The organism is Streptomyces triticisoli (assembly GCF_003270085.1).
Classification (GTDB): Bacteria; Actinomycetota; Actinomycetes; order Streptomycetales; family Streptomycetaceae; genus Streptomyces; species Streptomyces triticisoli.
The window spans coordinates 58,946-74,267 of sequence record NZ_QFDQ01000020.1 but is presented as its reverse complement, the minus strand read 5'-3'; the positions used below and the strand labels follow the sequence as shown (position 1 = coordinate 74,267).

The 15,322-nt window shown below is 72.1% G+C and carries 12 protein-coding genes and 1 pseudogene; 7 read left to right on the top strand and 6 right to left on the bottom strand.

The features are described from left to right. The first annotated feature begins 32 nt into the window (after nt 1-32). The 4 genes from DEP02_RS04315 (at nt 33) to DEP02_RS04300 (ending at nt 5,838) form a co-directional block, all read left to right on the top strand. Nucleotides 33-3,203, top strand: coding sequence for a bifunctional GNAT family N-acetyltransferase/acetate--CoA ligase family protein (locus tag DEP02_RS04315; RefSeq protein WP_112465982.1), 3,171 nt, complete (start codon nt 33-35; stop codon nt 3,201-3,203). A gap of 52 nt (nt 3,204-3,255) precedes the next feature. Continuing rightward, nucleotides 3,256-3,852: a DUF5998 family protein gene (locus DEP02_RS04310; RefSeq protein ID WP_112465981.1), complete on the top strand. Its 597-nt coding sequence runs from the start codon at nt 3,256-3,258 to the stop codon at nt 3,850-3,852. Next, entirely contained in the window at nt 3,852-5,114 is a 1,263-nt protein-coding gene (locus DEP02_RS04305; protein WP_438947723.1) for an alkaline phosphatase family protein, read from the top strand. The genes DEP02_RS04310 and DEP02_RS04305 overlap by 1 nt, the downstream gene beginning before the upstream one ends. Before the next feature lie 73 nt (nt 5,115-5,187). Continuing rightward, a complete protein-coding gene (locus DEP02_RS04300; RefSeq protein WP_112465979.1) occupies nt 5,188-5,838 on the top strand; it encodes a thymidine kinase in 651 nt (216 codons plus the stop codon). Between the two features lie 100 nt (nt 5,839-5,938). Here DEP02_RS04300 and DEP02_RS04295 read toward each other — a convergent pair. The 3 genes and pseudogenes from DEP02_RS04295 to DEP02_RS04285 all read right to left on the bottom strand — a co-directional run. Then, nucleotides 5,939-6,126: pseudogene (locus DEP02_RS04295) on the bottom strand (DUF397 domain-containing protein); the annotation flags it as partial. After that, a complete protein-coding gene (locus tag DEP02_RS04290; RefSeq protein ID WP_112465978.1) occupies nt 6,123-6,875 on the bottom strand; it encodes a helix-turn-helix domain-containing protein in 753 nt (250 codons plus the stop codon). The gene DEP02_RS04290 and the pseudogene DEP02_RS04295, both read right to left, overlap by 4 nt. A 330-nt stretch (nt 6,876-7,205) precedes the next feature. Beyond that, nucleotides 7,206-8,009, bottom strand: coding sequence for a VOC family protein (locus tag DEP02_RS04285; RefSeq protein WP_112465977.1), 804 nt, complete (start codon nt 8,007-8,009; stop codon nt 7,206-7,208). Nucleotides 8,010-8,249: 240 nt separating this feature from the next. On the opposite strand from DEP02_RS04285, the gene DEP02_RS04280 reads away from it, so the two are divergent. Continuing rightward, on the top strand, nt 8,250-9,095 hold the full coding sequence (locus DEP02_RS04280; RefSeq protein WP_112465976.1) for a sulfurtransferase: 846 nt from the start codon (nt 8,250-8,252) through the stop codon (nt 9,093-9,095). A 165-nt stretch (nt 9,096-9,260) separates the two neighbouring features. Here the strand turns inward: DEP02_RS04280 and sepH are convergent, their stop codons facing one another. Then, nucleotides 9,261-10,298: a septation protein SepH gene (gene sepH / locus DEP02_RS04275; RefSeq protein WP_112465975.1), complete on the bottom strand. Its 1,038-nt coding sequence runs from the start codon at nt 10,296-10,298 to the stop codon at nt 9,261-9,263. A gap of 497 nt (nt 10,299-10,795) precedes the next feature. On the opposite strand from sepH, the gene DEP02_RS04270 reads away from it, so the two are divergent. Next, nucleotides 10,796-11,629 (top strand): hypothetical protein, encoded by an 834-nt coding sequence (locus DEP02_RS04270; protein WP_112465974.1) that lies wholly within the window; start codon nt 10,796-10,798, stop codon nt 11,627-11,629. On the opposite strand, the gene DEP02_RS04265 is transcribed toward DEP02_RS04270, so the two are convergent. Both DEP02_RS04265 and DEP02_RS04260 read right to left on the bottom strand, forming a co-directional pair. Further along, on the bottom strand, nt 11,553-12,872 hold the full coding sequence (locus DEP02_RS04265; protein ID WP_112465973.1) for a D-arabinono-1,4-lactone oxidase: 1,320 nt from the start codon (nt 12,870-12,872) through the stop codon (nt 11,553-11,555). The two genes, DEP02_RS04270 and DEP02_RS04265, sit on opposite strands and share 77 nt — an antisense overlap. After that, the gene (locus tag DEP02_RS04260; RefSeq protein WP_112465972.1) at nt 12,832-14,070 is read right to left on the bottom strand and encodes an MFS transporter; all 1,239 of its coding nucleotides are present in this window, start codon (nt 14,068-14,070) and stop codon (nt 12,832-12,834) included. The genes DEP02_RS04265 and DEP02_RS04260 overlap by 41 nt, the downstream gene beginning before the upstream one ends. A 119-nt stretch (nt 14,071-14,189) precedes the next feature. On the opposite strand from DEP02_RS04260, the gene DEP02_RS04255 reads away from it, so the two are divergent. Then, nucleotides 14,190-15,317 (top strand): ferrochelatase, encoded by a 1,128-nt coding sequence (locus DEP02_RS04255; protein ID WP_112465971.1) that lies wholly within the window; start codon nt 14,190-14,192, stop codon nt 15,315-15,317. Nucleotides 15,318-15,322 lie beyond the last annotated feature (5 nt).

Below are 15,322 nucleotides of genomic sequence, written 5' to 3'. Positions count from 1 at the left end.
CCGCTGTCGGACGCTAGCCGTACTCTGGGCCCATGCAGACCTCGCCGGACCGGCACGAGTACCCCGCCCACTGGGAGGCCGACGTGGTGCTGCGCGACGGCGGCACCGCGCGCATCCGCCCCATCACCGCCGACGACGCCGACCGTCTGGTCAGCTTCTACGAGCAGGTGTCGGACGAGTCCAAGTACTACCGCTTCTTCGCGCCCTACCCGCGGCTGTCCGCGAAGGACGTCCACCGCTTCACGCACCACGACTTTGTGGACCGGGTGGGACTCGCGGCCACGATCGGCGGCGAGTTCATCGCCACCGTACGCTATGACCGCATCGGCACCGACGGCATGCCCGCCACGGCGCCCTCCGACGAGGCCGAGGTCGCCTTCCTGGTGCAGGACGCCCACCAGGGACGTGGGGTCGCCTCCGCGCTCCTGGAGCACATCGCGGCCGTCGCCCTCGAGCGCGGCATCCGCCGCTTCAGCGCCGAGGTGCTGCCCGCCAACAACAAGATGATCAAGGTGTTCACGGACGCCGGGTACACCCAGAAGCGCAGCTTCGAGGACGGCGTCGTACACCTGGAGTTCGACATCGAGCCGACCGACCGCTCGCTGGCCGTGCAGCGCGCCCGGGAGCAGCGCGCCGAGGCGCGGTCGGTACGGCGACTGCTGGTGCCCGGCTCCGTCGCCGTCATCGGCGTGGGCCGCACGCGCGGGGGCGTGGGCCGCAGCATCCTCGACAACATCCGCGACGGCGGGTTCACCGGCCGGCTCCACGCCGTGAACCGGGCCTTCGGCGAGGACTGCAAGGAGATCGACGGCGTACCCGCCCACCGCTCCGTGCGGGACATCGACGGGCCCGTCGACCTCGCCGTCGTCGCGGTGCCGGCCGAGCACGTCCCGGAGGTCGTCACCGAGTGCGGCGAGCACGGCGTGCAGGGACTCGTCGTGATCTCCGCCGGGTACGCGGAGAGCGGCCCCGAGGGCCGCGAGCGCCAGCGCGCCCTCGTGCGGCACGCGCGCACGTACGGCATGCGCATCGTCGGACCGAACACCTTCGGGATCATCAACACCTCGCCGGACGTCCGGCTGAACGCCTCCCTGGCCCCCGAGATGCCGCGGCCCGGCCGGATCGGGCTGTTCGCGCAGTCCGGGGCGATCGGCATCGCGCTGCTGTCCCGGCTGTACCGGCGCGGCGGCGGGGTCACGGGGACCACGGGCGTGTCGACCTTCGTGTCGGCGGGCAACCGGGCGGACGTCTCCGGCAACGACGTCATGCAGTTCTGGTACGACGACCCCGACACCGACGTCGCCCTGATGTACCTGGAGTCCGTCGGCAACCCGCGCAAGTTCACCCGCCTCGCCCGGCGTACGGCGGCGGTGAAGCCGCTGGTCGTGGTGCAGAGCGCGGGGTCCGCCCCGCAGGGGCACGCGGTACGGGCGACGCGGCTGCCGCACGCGACGGTGTCCGCGCTGATGCGGCAGGTCGGCGTGATCCGCGTGGACACCATCACCGAACTGGTCGACACCGGCCTGCTGCTCGCCCGGCAGCCACTGCCGCCCGGCCCGCGGGTGGCGATCCTCGGCAACTCCGAGTCGCTGGGCGTGCTCACCCACGACCGCTGCCTCGCCGAGGGACTGCGCCCGCAGCCGCCGCAGGACCTGACGACGGCGGCGTCGGCGGAGGACTTCCGGCTGGCACTGTCCCGCGCACTCGCCGACGAGACCACCGACGCCGTCGTCGTCACGGCGATACCGGCCGTGGGCGAGGGCGCCGCCGAGGACGCGGCCCTGGCCGCGGCCCTGCGCTCGGCCGCGGAGGCGGTGCCCGGCAAGCCGGTCCTGGTCGTCCACGTCGAACTCGGCGGCCTGGCGGAGGCCCTGTCGGCGGCGGCCAGCACAGGCCCGCAGACGGCCCAGCCGGGGACGGCCCCACAGACAGCTCAGTCGGGGACAGCCCCGCGAACGAGCACGGCACCGCCGCCCGGCGCGGGCCCCGAGGCCGGGACAGGGCCGCAGGCGGGTACTGGCTCCCGGCCCGCTTCGAGCGGGAAATCCGTCACGGGACCGCAGTCCGGTCCGAACCCCGGGACAGGAACGGGACCCGAGGCGATCACAGGGCCCCAGCCCGGTCCGGGCCCCGAAGCCGGTACCGGCGCGCAGACCCGCACGGGATCCCGGCCCGGGACGGGACCTCAGACAGGAACGGGTTCCCGGCCCGGTCGGGAGCGTGAGGCCGACACGGCAGGCCCGGGGTCCCGGTGGCCGGCCTCCGCCGGGGCGACGTGGGGCGCGGGGCCCGAGGTCGCGCAGCCGTCCGAGGCCGCCCACGAGGAACCTCGCGCCGGCTCCCGCCTCATCACCGCCTACCCCGCCGCCGAGCGTGCCGTCCGGGCGCTCGCCGAAGCCGTCAGGTACGCCCAGTGGCGGCGGGAGGCCGCCGACCCCGGCAAGGTGCCCGAGTACGAGGACATCGACGAGAAGGGCGCCGCCGCGCTCATCGACGGGCTGCTCGCGCGCGGGCAGGGGCTGACACTGGGCACGGAGGAGACCTGCGAGTTGCTCGGCCGGTACGGCGTCCACGTCCGCCGCGTCCTGCCCGCCCCCAGCCCCGAGGCCGCCGTCGAAGCCGCCCGCACCCTCGGTTACCCCGTCGCCCTGAAGGCCACCGCCCCGCACCTGCGGCACCGCGCCGACCTGGGCGGCGTACGGCTCGACCTCGCCGACGAGGAGCAACTGCGCCGCACATATGCTGAATTGACCGACCTCTTCGGCAGGCCCGAACAGCTGCGGCCGGTGGTGCAGGCGATGGCACCCAGAGGAGTCGACACCCTGGTCCGCGCGGTCATCGACCCCGCGGCCGGCGCCGTGCTCTCCTTCGGGCTCGCCGGAGCCGCCTCGCAGCTGCTCGACGACATGGCGCACCGCCTGGTCCCGATCACCGAACGCGAGGCCACCTCGATGATCCGGTCCATCCGCACGGCCCCCCTGCTGTTCGGCTGGCGCGGCTCGGACCCGGTCGACACGCCCGCGCTGCAGGAGCTGCTGCTGCGCGTGTCGAGGCTGGTCGACGACCATCCGGAGGTCGTCGCCGTCACCCTGGAGCCGGTCGTCGTCGCCCCGCGCGGGCTGAGCGTCCTGGGCGCCACCGTGCGCCTGGCACCCCCGCCGGCCCGCGACGACCTCGGCCCGCGCACCCTCCCGGCGTACTGACCGGGGCTCCCCGCCCCACGGCGGTGCCTCGCAGTCAGCGCGCCACCGTAGGATGGACCGCATGGCCAAGACCAGTACGACGACCCAGGGGCTGCGCGCGGCGATCGAGCGCAGTGGCTACTACCCGGCTCTCGTGGCCGAGGCGGTGGAGGCCGCCGTGGGTGGTGAGCCCGTCCGGTCGTACCTGGTCCACCAGGAGACCACGTTCGACCAGAACGAGGTGCGACGGCACGTGACGGTGCTCGTCCTCACCGGCAACCGCTTCATCGTCAGCCACACCGACGAGCAGGCCGCCGACAGCACCTCCCCGACGCCGTACGCCACGACCTCCACCGAGTCGGTCAAACTCGGCCGGATCTCCTCGGTCGTGGTCAGCCGCGTGGTCGCCAACCCGGAGCAGTACACGCCGGGCACCCTGCCCCGCGAGATCGTGCTGACCATCGGCTGGGGCGCCGTCTCCCGCATCGACCTCGAACCCGCCGCCTGCGGCGACCCCAACTGCGAGGCGGACCACGGCTACACGGGCAACTCGACGGCCGACGACCTGAGCCTGCGCGTCAGCGAGGCCGGGGACGGCCCGGAGACGGTGCGCCAGGCCCTCGCCTTCGCGCAGGCCATCTCCGAGGCGACCGCGGACCTGACCCGCTGATGACCCGCCCGTCTCCCGCTGCTGCCCAGGGACCCGCCGCCGCTCAGGGCCGGGGGCTCCCCGTGCCCGCCCCCGCCGACGCCCCCGCCTGGGACCAGCCGCAGCCCCTGGCCGTCGAGTCCGCGCCCGTCCCGCAGTACGGCTCCGGTTCGCTCGCCGACCTGCTGCCCACGCTGGCCGCCGGCATGGGCGTACCGGAGATGACCGCCGCGATCCCCGAGCTGACCCCCGCCGACCGCGTCTGCGTCTTCCTGGTCGACGGCCTCGGCTGGGAGCAGCTGAAGGCGCACCCCGAGGACGCCCCCTTCCTCACCTCCCTGCTCGCCGGCTCCCGCGGCGGCACCGGCCGCCCGCTCACCGCCGGCTACCCGGCGACCACGGCGACCTCCCTCGCCTCCGTCGGCACCGGCCTGCCCCCCGGCGCCCACGGCCTGCCCGGCTACACCGTGCGCAACCCGGCCACCGGCGAGCTGATGAACCAGCTCCGCTGGCATCCGTACACCGACCCGGGCTCCTGGCAGCCGTACCCCACCGTCTTCCAGCTCGCCCACCGGGCGGGCGTGCACGCCGCCCAGGTGTCCTCCCCGATCTTCGAGGACACCCCGCTGACCAAGGTCGCGCTCAGCGGCGGAACGTTCCTGGGACGGCTGACCGGCGAGGAACGCATGGACGTCGCGGCCGAGCAGCTCGCCGCCGCCGACCGCGCCCTCGTCTACACCTACTACTCCGAGCTCGACGGCGCCGGCCACCGCTACGGCATCGACTCCGACACCTGGCGCGGCCAGCTCATGCACGTCGACCGCCTCGCCCAGCGCCTGGCCGAGCAACTGCCGCCCCGCAGCGCGCTCTACGTCACCGCCGACCACGGCATGGTCGACATCCCGTTCGACGAGGAGCACCGCTACGACTTCGACGAGGACTGGGAGTTGCGCGCCGGAGTCGCCCTGCTCGGCGGCGAGGGACGCGCCCGGCACGTCTACGCGGTCCCGGGCGCCGAGAGCGACGTCCTCACCTGCTGGCGCGAGGTGCTCGGCGAGCAGTTCTGGGTCGCCTCCCGCGAGGAGGCGGTCGCGGCGGGCTGGTTCGGGCCGCGGATCGACGAACGCGTGTACGAGCGGATCGGCGACGTGGTCGCCGCCGCCCGCGACGACGTCCTGCTCATCGCCTCCGAGCGGGAGCCCAAGGAGTCGTCGATGGTCGGCAACCACGGCTCGATGACCCCTGCCGAGCAACTGGTCCCCCTGCTCGAAGTACGCTCCTGACGCCGCCCGCACACCGCACGCGCACTCGTACCCGCACTCGCACTCGCACTCACCGAAAGGTGCCCAACTGCTCATGCCCGAGCTGGTGTTCTTCTCCGGAACCATGGACTGCGGGAAGTCGACACTGGCTCTGCAGATCGAGCACAACCGCTCCGCCCGCGGACTGGCCGGCATGATCCTCACCCGGAACGACCGCGCCGGCGAGGGCAAACTGTCCTCCCGCCTCGGCCTGGTCACCGACGCGGTGGAGATCGAGGACGGCATGGACCTCTACACCCACATCGTCGACCACCTCTCGCAGGGCGGACGTGCCGACTACGTGATCGCGGACGAGGCCCAGTTCCTCGCCCCCGGGCAGATCGACCAGCTCGCGCGCGTGGTCGACGACCTGGAGATCGACGTCTACGCCTTCGGTATCACCACCGACTTCCGCACCAAGCTGTTCCCCGGCTCCCAGCGTCTGATCGAACTCGCCGACCGGGTCGAGGTGCTCCAGGTCGAGGCCCTGTGCTGGTGCGGCGCCCGCGCCACGCACAACGCCCGCACGGTGGGCGGTGTCATGGTCGTCGAGGGCGCCCAGGTGGTCATCGGCGACGTGACCCGCTCCGCGGACGAGATCGGCTACGAGGTCCTGTGCCGCCGCCACCACCGCCGCCGCATGACGGCCGCCTCGGCGCGGGCGGCGGCGCTGTCGCCGGACGTGCTGCCGGTGACTGCCGACTGACCGGGCAACCCCACTCACGTAAAAGCCCTGCCGCCCGACAAGGGGCCGACAGGGCTCTCGCGCGCGTACGACCGTCGGACGCGCCGCTCCGATGAGGCCGCCCGATGAATCCCGCCCACGCCTCTCGCGAGACCGTGAGCATGGGCCCGGCAACAGCCTTGGAGTCCCTGACATGCACAACTGCCGTGGCAGCCGCGACCTCTACGCACTGCCCGCCTTCGGCTCCGCTGTAGCTGCTCTTGAACCAGGGGAGGCAGAAGTGACGGTCGAGGTCTCAGCGTTGTTCATAGTGATCCCAGCAACCCTTCGACGAACGCCATCGACTCTCGCGGAGTGAGAGCTTGTGATCGGATGATCCCATAGCGTGAGGAAGTGAGAGCAGTGCGTGCGGCGTCCGTTTCAAGTGCGCTGGTTCCCTGTGTTTCCGCGTACACGAACTGCTTGCCGTCGTGACGGATGACGACGGTGAACGGCCCGTCCACACCTGCGCTTTCCACACAGCTGAGCGGCATGACCTGGAGCTCGACGTTGCGCCTTTGCCCGATGACGGGAAAGTGATCCAACTGTCCCCGGTGCACGTCCGGTCCCCCGTACCCGCGTCGCAACACCGACTCGTCCATCACGAAGCTCAGCAGTGGTGCCGGCTCCCGGTTGAGGATGTCCTGCCGGACCAGCCGCGCTGCCACCCGTTGCTCGATGGTGTCCTGCTTCAGCGGTGGACGCCGCATTGTGAGCAGCGCCCGCATGTATTCCTCGGTCTGAAGTAGGCCGTTGACCACAAGGGTGTCGTACGCAAGCAGCTCCACAGCCTCCTTCTCCAAGGCGGCCATTCCCTGAAAGAACGCCGGATACTGAGCCCGCTCGACCTGCTCCTTCCACACGGTCAGCAACCCGTCCGCCCGCAGCACCTCATCGGCCCGATCGATCGTCCGCGGCAACGGAATCCTCCGCCCCTGCTCGAACGACGCCACCGTGGACGCCGAGCAGCCGAGCCGACGGCCGAACTCCTCGCGGCGCAGGCCCTCCCGCACCCGCAGTGGACGCCGTTACGGGGCGCAGCTCCTACTCGTGCGAATACCACACGTACAGTCGCTCTCTGTCGCTGCGTCACCACTGGTTACGCTAAGCGGTCAACAGGGCAAGTGGTGCGCATAACGACCAAACCTCAGTCCAGTGCCTCAGCGGGAAGTGCATGGATGCGGAATGCCGCGGTCGATGTCACAGTCACGGACCCAGACTCCGGTTCCGCGCGTTTCACGCTGGCGGATATCCGACGTCGACACCGGCCCATGGGCAGCGCTGTCACCGGACGTCTTGCCGGTATCACCCCCCTGGGTGACACCCGCTGTCAACGCGGGCCGCCGGAGTCACCGCGGGTCCTGGATCAGCGCGAACCGGGCGCCCTCCGGGTCGGTCACCGTGGCCACCCGGCCGTGGGCCGAGTCCCGCGCCGGGGTGAGTGCCCGGCCGTCGAGAGCGACGAGCCGTTCGAGTGTGCTGTCCACGTCGGCGACCTGGAAGTACGTCAGCCAGTGCGAGCCCCGGTCACGGGGCAGGGCGTGACCCATGCCGTGCACGCCGGCGACCGGGCGTCCGTTCAGGTGCAGGGTCACGTAGTCGAAGCCGTCGGGCCCCGCCGCCCTCCCCTCGTAACCGAACAACGTTTCATAGAACTTGACCACGCTCTCCGTCTCGAAGGTCACCAACTCGCTCCACGCCGGGGTGCCGGGTCCGCCGGCGACACGTGTGCCCAGGCGTGCGGCGGTCTGCCAGACGCCGAACACCGCGCCCGACGGGTCCGATCCGATCACCAGACGCCCCGCCTCACCGGCGTCCAGCGGGCCCACCCCGATCGTGCCGCAGCACAGGCGTACCGTTTCGGCTGTCAGATCCACGTCGTCCGAGGCGAGATATGGCGTCCAGGCGACGGGCAGGTGCCGATCGGGCGGCAATTGCCCGATGTCCGCCACCTCGTGACCGTCCAGCAGGGCCCGTACGGAGGGGCCTGATCCGCGGGGGCCCGGCTGGAACTCCCAGTGGAAGAGCTCTGTGTAGAAGGCCTGGGTGGCGGCTATGTCATGGACCATCAGGCTCACCCGGCACGGTGTGCCGGGCGTGTACCGCGTGTGTGCCCGGCCGTTCGGACCGGTCGGCTCCGACGCCTCGGTCATCGTCACTCATCTCCCGGCCCCTCGTGGCGGCCGCCTCGAATCCCGCCCTCCCCCGAAAGCACGTCCCCGAAGGCGTGTCCCCGAAGGCGGTGTCCTGTCCGTTTCCGTGCGCTTGCCGAAGGATGTCGGTCAGCTGTACAGCACGTGTCCGATCCCGTACGCGTCGTGATCGGACCTGTCCGGCGGGCAGAGTAGTCGGACTCGGACGATGCGGCCACCCCGTGCGCAAGGATGGTCACCATGAACGCCATCATCTCCGCATCCGATCTCGCGACCGCCCTCGCGGGGCCGAACCCGCCGGTGCTGCTCGACGTCCGCTGGCAGCTCACGGCAGCCGGTGGGCCGCCCTTCGACGGGCGCGCCGCCTACGAGGCCGGGCACATCCCCGGCGCCGTCTTCGTCGACCTGGACCGCGAACTGGCCTCGGCGCCGGGCGGCAACGGCCGCCATCCGCTGCCCGACCTGGAGGTCTTCGGCGCCGCGATGCGCCGTGCCGGGGTGTCCGCGGGCCGGCCGGTCGTCGTGCACGACGGCGGGCAGGGCTGGGCGGCGGCCCGCGCGTGGTGGCTGCTGCGCTGGACCGGGCACCCCGACGTACGGGTCCTGGACGGGGGGCTGGCGGCCTGGGAGGGGCCGCTTCGGACCGCCGCCGCACCCGAGCCGGCCGAGGGCGACTTCTCGCCGGAGCCGGGCGCGCTGCCGCTCCTCGACGCCGACGCGGCAGGGGAACTGGCGCGCTCCGGCGTGCTGTTCGACGCGCGCGCGGGGGAGCGGTACCGGGGCGAGGTGGAGCCGATCGACCGGGTGGGCGGACACATCCCGGGCGCGGTGTCCGCGCCCACGACCGAGAACACCGGCCCGGACGGGCGTTTCCTGCCCGCCGAGGAACTCGCGGCCCGGTTCGAGGCGCTGGGAGCGACCAGTGGCAGGGACGTCGGCGTCTACTGCGGCTCGGGCGTCTCCGCGGCCCACGAGGTGCTGGCACTGGCCGTCGCGGGAATCCCGGCGGCGCTGTACGTCGGCTCCTGGTCGGAGTGGTCCTCGGACCCGTCCCGCCCCGTCGCGGTGGGCCCGGACCCGCAGTGACCGACCGCCGGCCGTCATGCGGGCGCAGGTGATGCCCCGTCTGTCGTGACGTCGGGTTCGTCCCGAGGTGCCCGGAGCGGACCCTGCGTCGCACTCGTCGGGATCATGGGTGGGCGGAGGGGAGGACCGCACCCGGCAGGCGCGGTCCTCCCCTCCACGGCCCCGCTACTCCTGCTTCTTGCGGCGTGTGCCGAAGACGATCTCGTCCCAGCTCGGGACAGCGGCCCGGCGGCCGGGGCGGACGCCGTCCGCCTCCGCCTGGCGGTCGGTGGCACCGATCAGGCGGTCGCGGTGGCTGCTGACGGAGCGCGGCATGAGGACGTCCGCGTAGGCCGCCCCGGCGGAGGCCGCGGGGGCCGGGGGCTCCTCCACCTCAGGTTCCTGTGTGGGCTCCTCCAGGGGATCCGGCGCCCGCTCGGGCACCACCAGGTCGCCGCGGAAGCTCGGCACCGCCTCCAGCAGGCTGGTCAGCGAGTCGCGCTCGCCCGTGCTCTCCTCGGCCGGCTCGGGGGCCTGCGCGGGCAGCATCGGACGGTCGCGGTCACGGTCCTTGTCCCGGTCGAAGGAGCGCTCGCGCGGCAGACGCGCGATGCGCGGCACGAACGGAAAGGTGGGCTCCGGGGCGCCGAGGTCGTCGGACTCGCCGATCAGGGCGCGCGCCTCGTCGTCGACGGCCTGCACCAGGCGGCGCGGCGGGTCGTACGTCCAGCTCGCCGAGTGCGGTTCGCCCGCGACCCGGTAGACCAGCAGTACTTCCCACGTGCCGTCGTCGCGCCGCCAGGAGTCCCACTGGACGGTGTCCTTCTCGGCGCCGCGCAGCAACAGCCGCTCCTGGACGGCCTCGCCGAGCGGCGGGCCGGAGTTCTCGCCGGGGCGGCGGACCGGGGTCTTGCGGGCACGCTCGGCCATGAAGGCGCGCTCGGCGAGTACGGGGCCCTCGAAGCGCCGTACCCGGTCGACGGGGATGCCGGCGAGCTGGGCGACCTCTTCCGCGGACGCGCCGGCCCGTATCCGTGCCTGGATGTCGCGGGGGCGGAGATGGCTCTCCACCTCGATCTCGATCTGGCCGAGGCGGGGACGGTCGCCGCGCACGGCGGCACGGAGCCGTTCGTCGATCGGAAGCGTGTACTCCGTGCTGTCCGCAGCCTTCAGCACCAGCCGTGTGCCGTCATTGGAGACGGCCACGACACGCAGTTCGGGCATGGGGACCTCCCGGGTGGTGCCTGCCGACGTCACGTGCGTCGCTGCTTCCGCTAGTCGAGTGTGGCCTGCCCGGGTGCAGCCTGCCACAACCTTGCCGAGTTGCCCGGCGTGTCGGGCGGGGGCCCTGGATCGCCGTTATGGCACGGTTACCTGTTGACAACGCTAAGTGACCAACTCCGTCACCCTGTGCAACCAGCTCCCTCCCGGCGGTCCAGCCGGGCCGCGGACACCCCGAAGGGAGGCCGGGCCCAGGGCTCACAACGGTACTCCATTTGGACCATGTGCGTGGATGGGCGCGCCGCCCAACTTCTGGCAAGGGGTGGGACTTGACCGGCCCTGACCAATTTTTTCGATCACGAACGTGGCGTATTTCACGTAATCACCGGAAACGGAACTAACGGTTTCGTCCGTACGTCCCTTTCTCGTGCAGTCGGCTGATCACACACGAAAGATGCGGCCATGTACGCATGTGCGACAGAGGGAGGCAAGGTCCGGGAATGCGCGAAAGGCCCGATGGTGATGGTGGGTCGAGTGTGGGGGAGGAGGCGAGGAGACGGCGGATCGACCTGACCGTGCCTCAAGTCGCGGGCAGCGCCGTCGCGGCGGTGGTGGCCGCGAAACTCGCCTCCTCCTTCGGCGTCTACGGCACGATCCTCGGGGCCGGTGTCGTCAGTGTCATCGCCACCTGCGGCGGCCCGGTCTTCCAGCACTTCTTCCGGCACACCGGCGAGCAGTTGCGGGAGAAGGCCGCCGCCGCCAGGCCGGTTGCCATGTCCGTCCCCGCCGGGCGGACCCCGCCGCCGCCCGGCGAGTTCACCGAGGGGACCGTCCACCGTGCCCGCGGCAGGAGCTGGAAGCGGCCCGTGCTCGCGGCCGCCCTCGTCTTCGGGCTCACCCTGGTCGGCATCACCGCGTACGAACTGGTGTCGGGCAGCACCTTCAGCGGCGGCAGGGGAACGACGGTCGGCGAGGTCGTGACCGGCGACCACCCTTCTTCCTCGCGGGAGCCGGGCGACCCGGCGCCCGAGTCCTCCCCGACGCGGACTCCTCCGGCCGGGACCGACGCAGGGACACCACGGGGCGACACCGACTCCGGCCACACGGACAGCGTTACGGAGGTGAGCCCGACGCCGGCACCGGAACCCACGGGGAGCCCGGGGAACCCGGGGAGCACGGGTAGTACGGACACCGGGAGCACCGGAGCGGACGACCCGGCCGGCACCGGCACCACCGCCCCGGCCCCCACCGCGACCGCTACGCCCCCAGCACCCGCCGCAAGTAGTCGTTCTGGAACCGGCGCCGGGGATCCAGCCGGTCCCGCAGCGCCGTGAACTCGGCGAAGCGCGGATAGACGCCGGCGAAGTAGTCGGCGTCCCGGGTGTGGATCTTGCCCCAGTGCGGACGGCCCTCGTGCGCGGTGAAGAGGCGCTCGGCGGCGGTGAAGTACCGCTGGTAGGGGGTGCCCCGGAACATGTGGACCGCCACGTACGCGCTGTCGCGGCCCGAGGCGGTGGACAGGGTGATGTCGTCGGCCGGAGCGGTGCGCACCTCCACCGGGAAGCTCACCCGCAGGCCGGAGCGGTCGACCATCGCCTTCAGTTCGCGCAGCGTGTCCACCAGGGCCGCACGTGGGACGGCGTACTCCATCTCCACGAAGCGCACCCGGCGCGGGGAGGTGAAGACCCTGTAGGGGATGTCGGTGTACGTCCGCGCGGACAGTGCCCGGCTGGAGATCTGCGCGATCGACGGGATGGTGGCGGGCACGGCGCGGCCCACCCAGTTGGCCACCTGGAAGACGCCGTTGGAGAGGAACTCGTCCTCGAACCAGCCGGACAGCTGCCCGACCGGCTGCTCGGGTCCGGCGCTGCGGTTGTTCCGCTTGGTGTTGGTGTTGCCGGTGTGCGGGAACCAGTAGAACTCGAAGTGCTCGTTCTCCGCCCAGAGCTGGTCGAACTCCGCGAGCACCCGCTCGAGCGCCATCGGCTCCTCGCGCGCGGTGAGCAGGAAGACGGGCTCGACGGCGAAGGTGATCGCCGTGACGATCCCGAGGGCGCCCAGTCCGATGCGCGCGGCCGCGAAGACCTCGGGATTCTCCTTCTCCGAGCAGGTGAGCACCGAGCCGTCCGCCGTGACCAGCTCCAGGCCCTTGATCTGGGTGGCGATCGAGGCCGACTCGCGCCCCGTGCCGTGGGTGCCGGTGCTGGTCGCCCCGGACACCGTCTGCTCCATGATGTCGCCCATGTTGGTGAGCGACAGGCCCTCGCGCGCGAGAGCGACATTGAGTCTCTTGAGCGGAGTGCCGGCCTCCACGGTGACCGTCATGGCGTCGCGGTCGATCCCGCGTATGCCGGTCAGCAGGTCCGGGCGGACCATGACGCCGTCCGTCGCCGCGATGGACGTGAACGAGTGACCGGTGCCGACGGCCTTCACCCTCAGGTCGTCCTCGGCGGCCTTCCGTACGGCCGCCGCCAGCTCCTCCACGGAGGCCGGCGTGACCTCGCGCGCGGGGCGGGCACCGACGTTGCCGCCCCAGTTACGCCATGTGCCGTTCTTCGTGCTCGTCGTGCTGCTCAACGGAGCCTCCCCGACCCGGAGCCGGCCTGCTGAGCCGGCGGTACCCGAGGAAACCGACCGCGACCGCGACGGCCCCGGACACCACCGGAACCCCGTACCCGGCCCGCGCGCCGGCCGCGTCGATCACCCAGCCGGCCACCGAGGAGCCGAGCGCCACCCCGACCGCCAGCCCGGTGCTCACCCAGGTCATGCCCTCGGTCAGCTGCGTGCGTGGTACGTGCTCTTCGACGAGGGCCATCGTCGTGATCATCGTGGGAGCGAAGGACAGGCCCGCAACGAACAGCGCCACGGCCAGAAACGGCAGGTTTCCGACCAGTAGGAGGGGGATCATACTCACGGCCATCGCACATACGCCCAGCAGCCAGCGGCGGGCGGGCGGCCCCGCGAAGCGCAGCAGTCCGAAGACGATCCCCGCCGTGCAGGACCCCACCGCGCACGTGGCGAGCACGATGCTCGCGGCGCCCTTGTGGCCCCGCTCGTCGGCGAAGGCCACGGTGACCACGTCCACCGCCCCGAAGATCGCCCCGGTGGCCACGAAGGTGGACACCAGCACCTGCAGTCCGCCTGCCCGCAGGGCCGAACCGCCGCCGCGCTGCTCGCGCGGGTGCGGCTCGGGCTCGGTGGCGCGCTGCGCGGTCAGCCAGAACACGCCCACCGCCAGGAAACAGGCGGCCAGCAGCGGCCCCGCCTCCGGGAACCAGGCCGTCGACAGCCCGATGGAGACGATCGGCCCGAAGATGAAGCAGACCTCGTCCACCACCGACTCGAACGAGTAGGCGGTGTGCAGCTGCGGAGTCCCCCGGTACAGGGCCGCCCAGCGGGCGCGGACCATCGCGCCCAGACTCGGCACCGAGCCGATCCCGGCGGCGCACACGAACAGCACCCAGTCCGGCCACCGGAAGGACGTGGCGAGCAGCAGCCCCGTCGCGGCGGTCAGCGAGACGAGCGTCGCGGGCCGCAGCACCCGGCGCTGTCCGTACTGGTCGACCAGCCGGGATATCTGCGGTCCGATGAGGGCGGCGGCCAGCGCGATGGTGGCCGACAGCGCGCCCGCGAGCCCGTAGCGCCCGGTGAGCTCGGAGATCATCGTCACCACGCCGATGCCCATCATCGACAGGGGCATCCGGCCGATGAACCCCGCGGCGGAGAAACCCCTGGAGCCGGGGGCGGCGAACAGGGCACGGTAGGGGCTGGGCACAGGGTCTCCGGGAAGCCGGTTGTCCGGTAAGGCGTGAAGAAAGCTGATACAGCTTACAAGTGCGCCGCTCTGTGCGGGTCGGGATCTCGGCTGTCAGTGGGAAGTGGCAGGATCGAGACATGCCTGACGTGCTCGATCCCACCCCGTACGACGCCCTGCTCCTGCTCTCGTTCGGCGGCCCCGAGGGGCCGGACGACGTGATCCCGTTCCTGGAGAACGTGACGCGGGGGCGCGGTATCCCCACCGAACGCCTGAAGGAGGTCGGCGAGCACTACTTCCTGTTCGGCGGTGTCAGCCCCATCAACGACCAGAACCGTGACCTGCTGGCCGCCCTCCGCAAGGACTTCGCCGACCACGGTCTGAACCTGCCGGTCTACTGGGGCAACCGCAACTGGGCGCCCTACCTCACCGACACCCTGCGGGAGATGGTCCGCGACGGCCACCGCCGCATCGTGGTCTTCGCCACCAGCGCCTACGCCTCCTACTCCGGCTGCCGCCAGTACCGCGAGGACCTCGCGAACGCCCTCGGCGCCCTGCGGGACGAGGGCCTGGAGCTGCCGAAGGTCGACAAGCTGCGGCACTACTTCAACCACCCCGGGTTCCTCGAGCCCATGATCGACGGTGTGATCGAGTCCCTCGCCGACCTCCCCGAGGACGTCCGCGACGGCGCGCACATCGCCTTCTGCACCCACTCGATCCCGAACTCCGCCGCGGACACCTCCGGCCCCGTGGAGGAGCACGGCGACGGCGGGGCGTACGTCCGCCAGCACCTGGACGTGTCCCAGCTGATCGCCGACGCCGTCCGCGAGCGCACCGGCGTCGACCACCCCTGGCAGCTCGTCTACCAGTCCCGCTCCGGCGCCCCGCACATCCCGTGGCTCGAGCCCGACATCTGCGACCACCTCGAGGAGCGGCACGCGGCCGGCGTCCCGGCGGTCGTCATGGCGCCCATCGGCTTCGTCTCCGACCACATGGAGGTCATCTACGACCTCGACACGGAGGCCAAGGACAAGGCCGACGAGCTGGGCCTGCCGGTGCGCCGCTCGGCCACCGTCGGCGCCGACCCGCGCTTCGCCGCCGCCGTCCGCGACCTGATCGTGGAGCGCGCCGCCACCGAGCGCGGGCAGCAGGTCACACCGTGCGCCCTGGGCGCCCTGGGCCCGAGCCACAACCTCTGCCCGGTGGGCTGCTGCCCGGCGCGCGCGCCCCGCCCCGCCGCCGCGGGCGCCGACAGCCCCTTCGCGTGAGGAGC

What these genes read in the sequence shown, in the direction of transcription:
- DEP02_RS04300 (WP_112465979.1), top strand. Translation starts at nt 5,188, where the DNA reads ATGCCCGAGCTGGTGTTCTTCTCCGGAACCATGGACTGCGGGAAGTCG.
- DEP02_RS04255 (WP_112465971.1), top strand. Translation starts at nt 14,190, where the DNA reads ATGCCTGACGTGCTCGATCCCACCCCGTACGACGCCCTGCTCCTGCTC.
- DEP02_RS04315 (WP_112465982.1), top strand. Translation starts at nt 33, where the DNA reads ATGCAGACCTCGCCGGACCGGCACGAGTACCCCGCCCACTGGGAGGCC.
- DEP02_RS04310 (WP_112465981.1), top strand. Translation starts at nt 3,256, where the DNA reads ATGGACCGCATGGCCAAGACCAGTACGACGACCCAGGGGCTGCGCGCG.
- DEP02_RS04305 (WP_438947723.1), top strand. Translation starts at nt 3,852, where the DNA reads ATGACCCGCCCGTCTCCCGCTGCTGCCCAGGGACCCGCCGCCGCTCAG.
- DEP02_RS04270 (WP_112465974.1), top strand. Translation starts at nt 10,796, where the DNA reads ATGCGCGAAAGGCCCGATGGTGATGGTGGGTCGAGTGTGGGGGAGGAG.
- DEP02_RS04280 (WP_112465976.1), top strand. Translation starts at nt 8,250, where the DNA reads ATGAACGCCATCATCTCCGCATCCGATCTCGCGACCGCCCTCGCGGGG.
- sepH (WP_112465975.1), bottom strand. Translation starts at nt 10,298, where the DNA reads ATGCCCGAACTGCGTGTCGTGGCCGTCTCCAATGACGGCACACGGCTG.
- DEP02_RS04285 (WP_112465977.1), bottom strand. Translation starts at nt 8,009, where the DNA reads ATGACCGAGGCGTCGGAGCCGACCGGTCCGAACGGCCGGGCACACACG.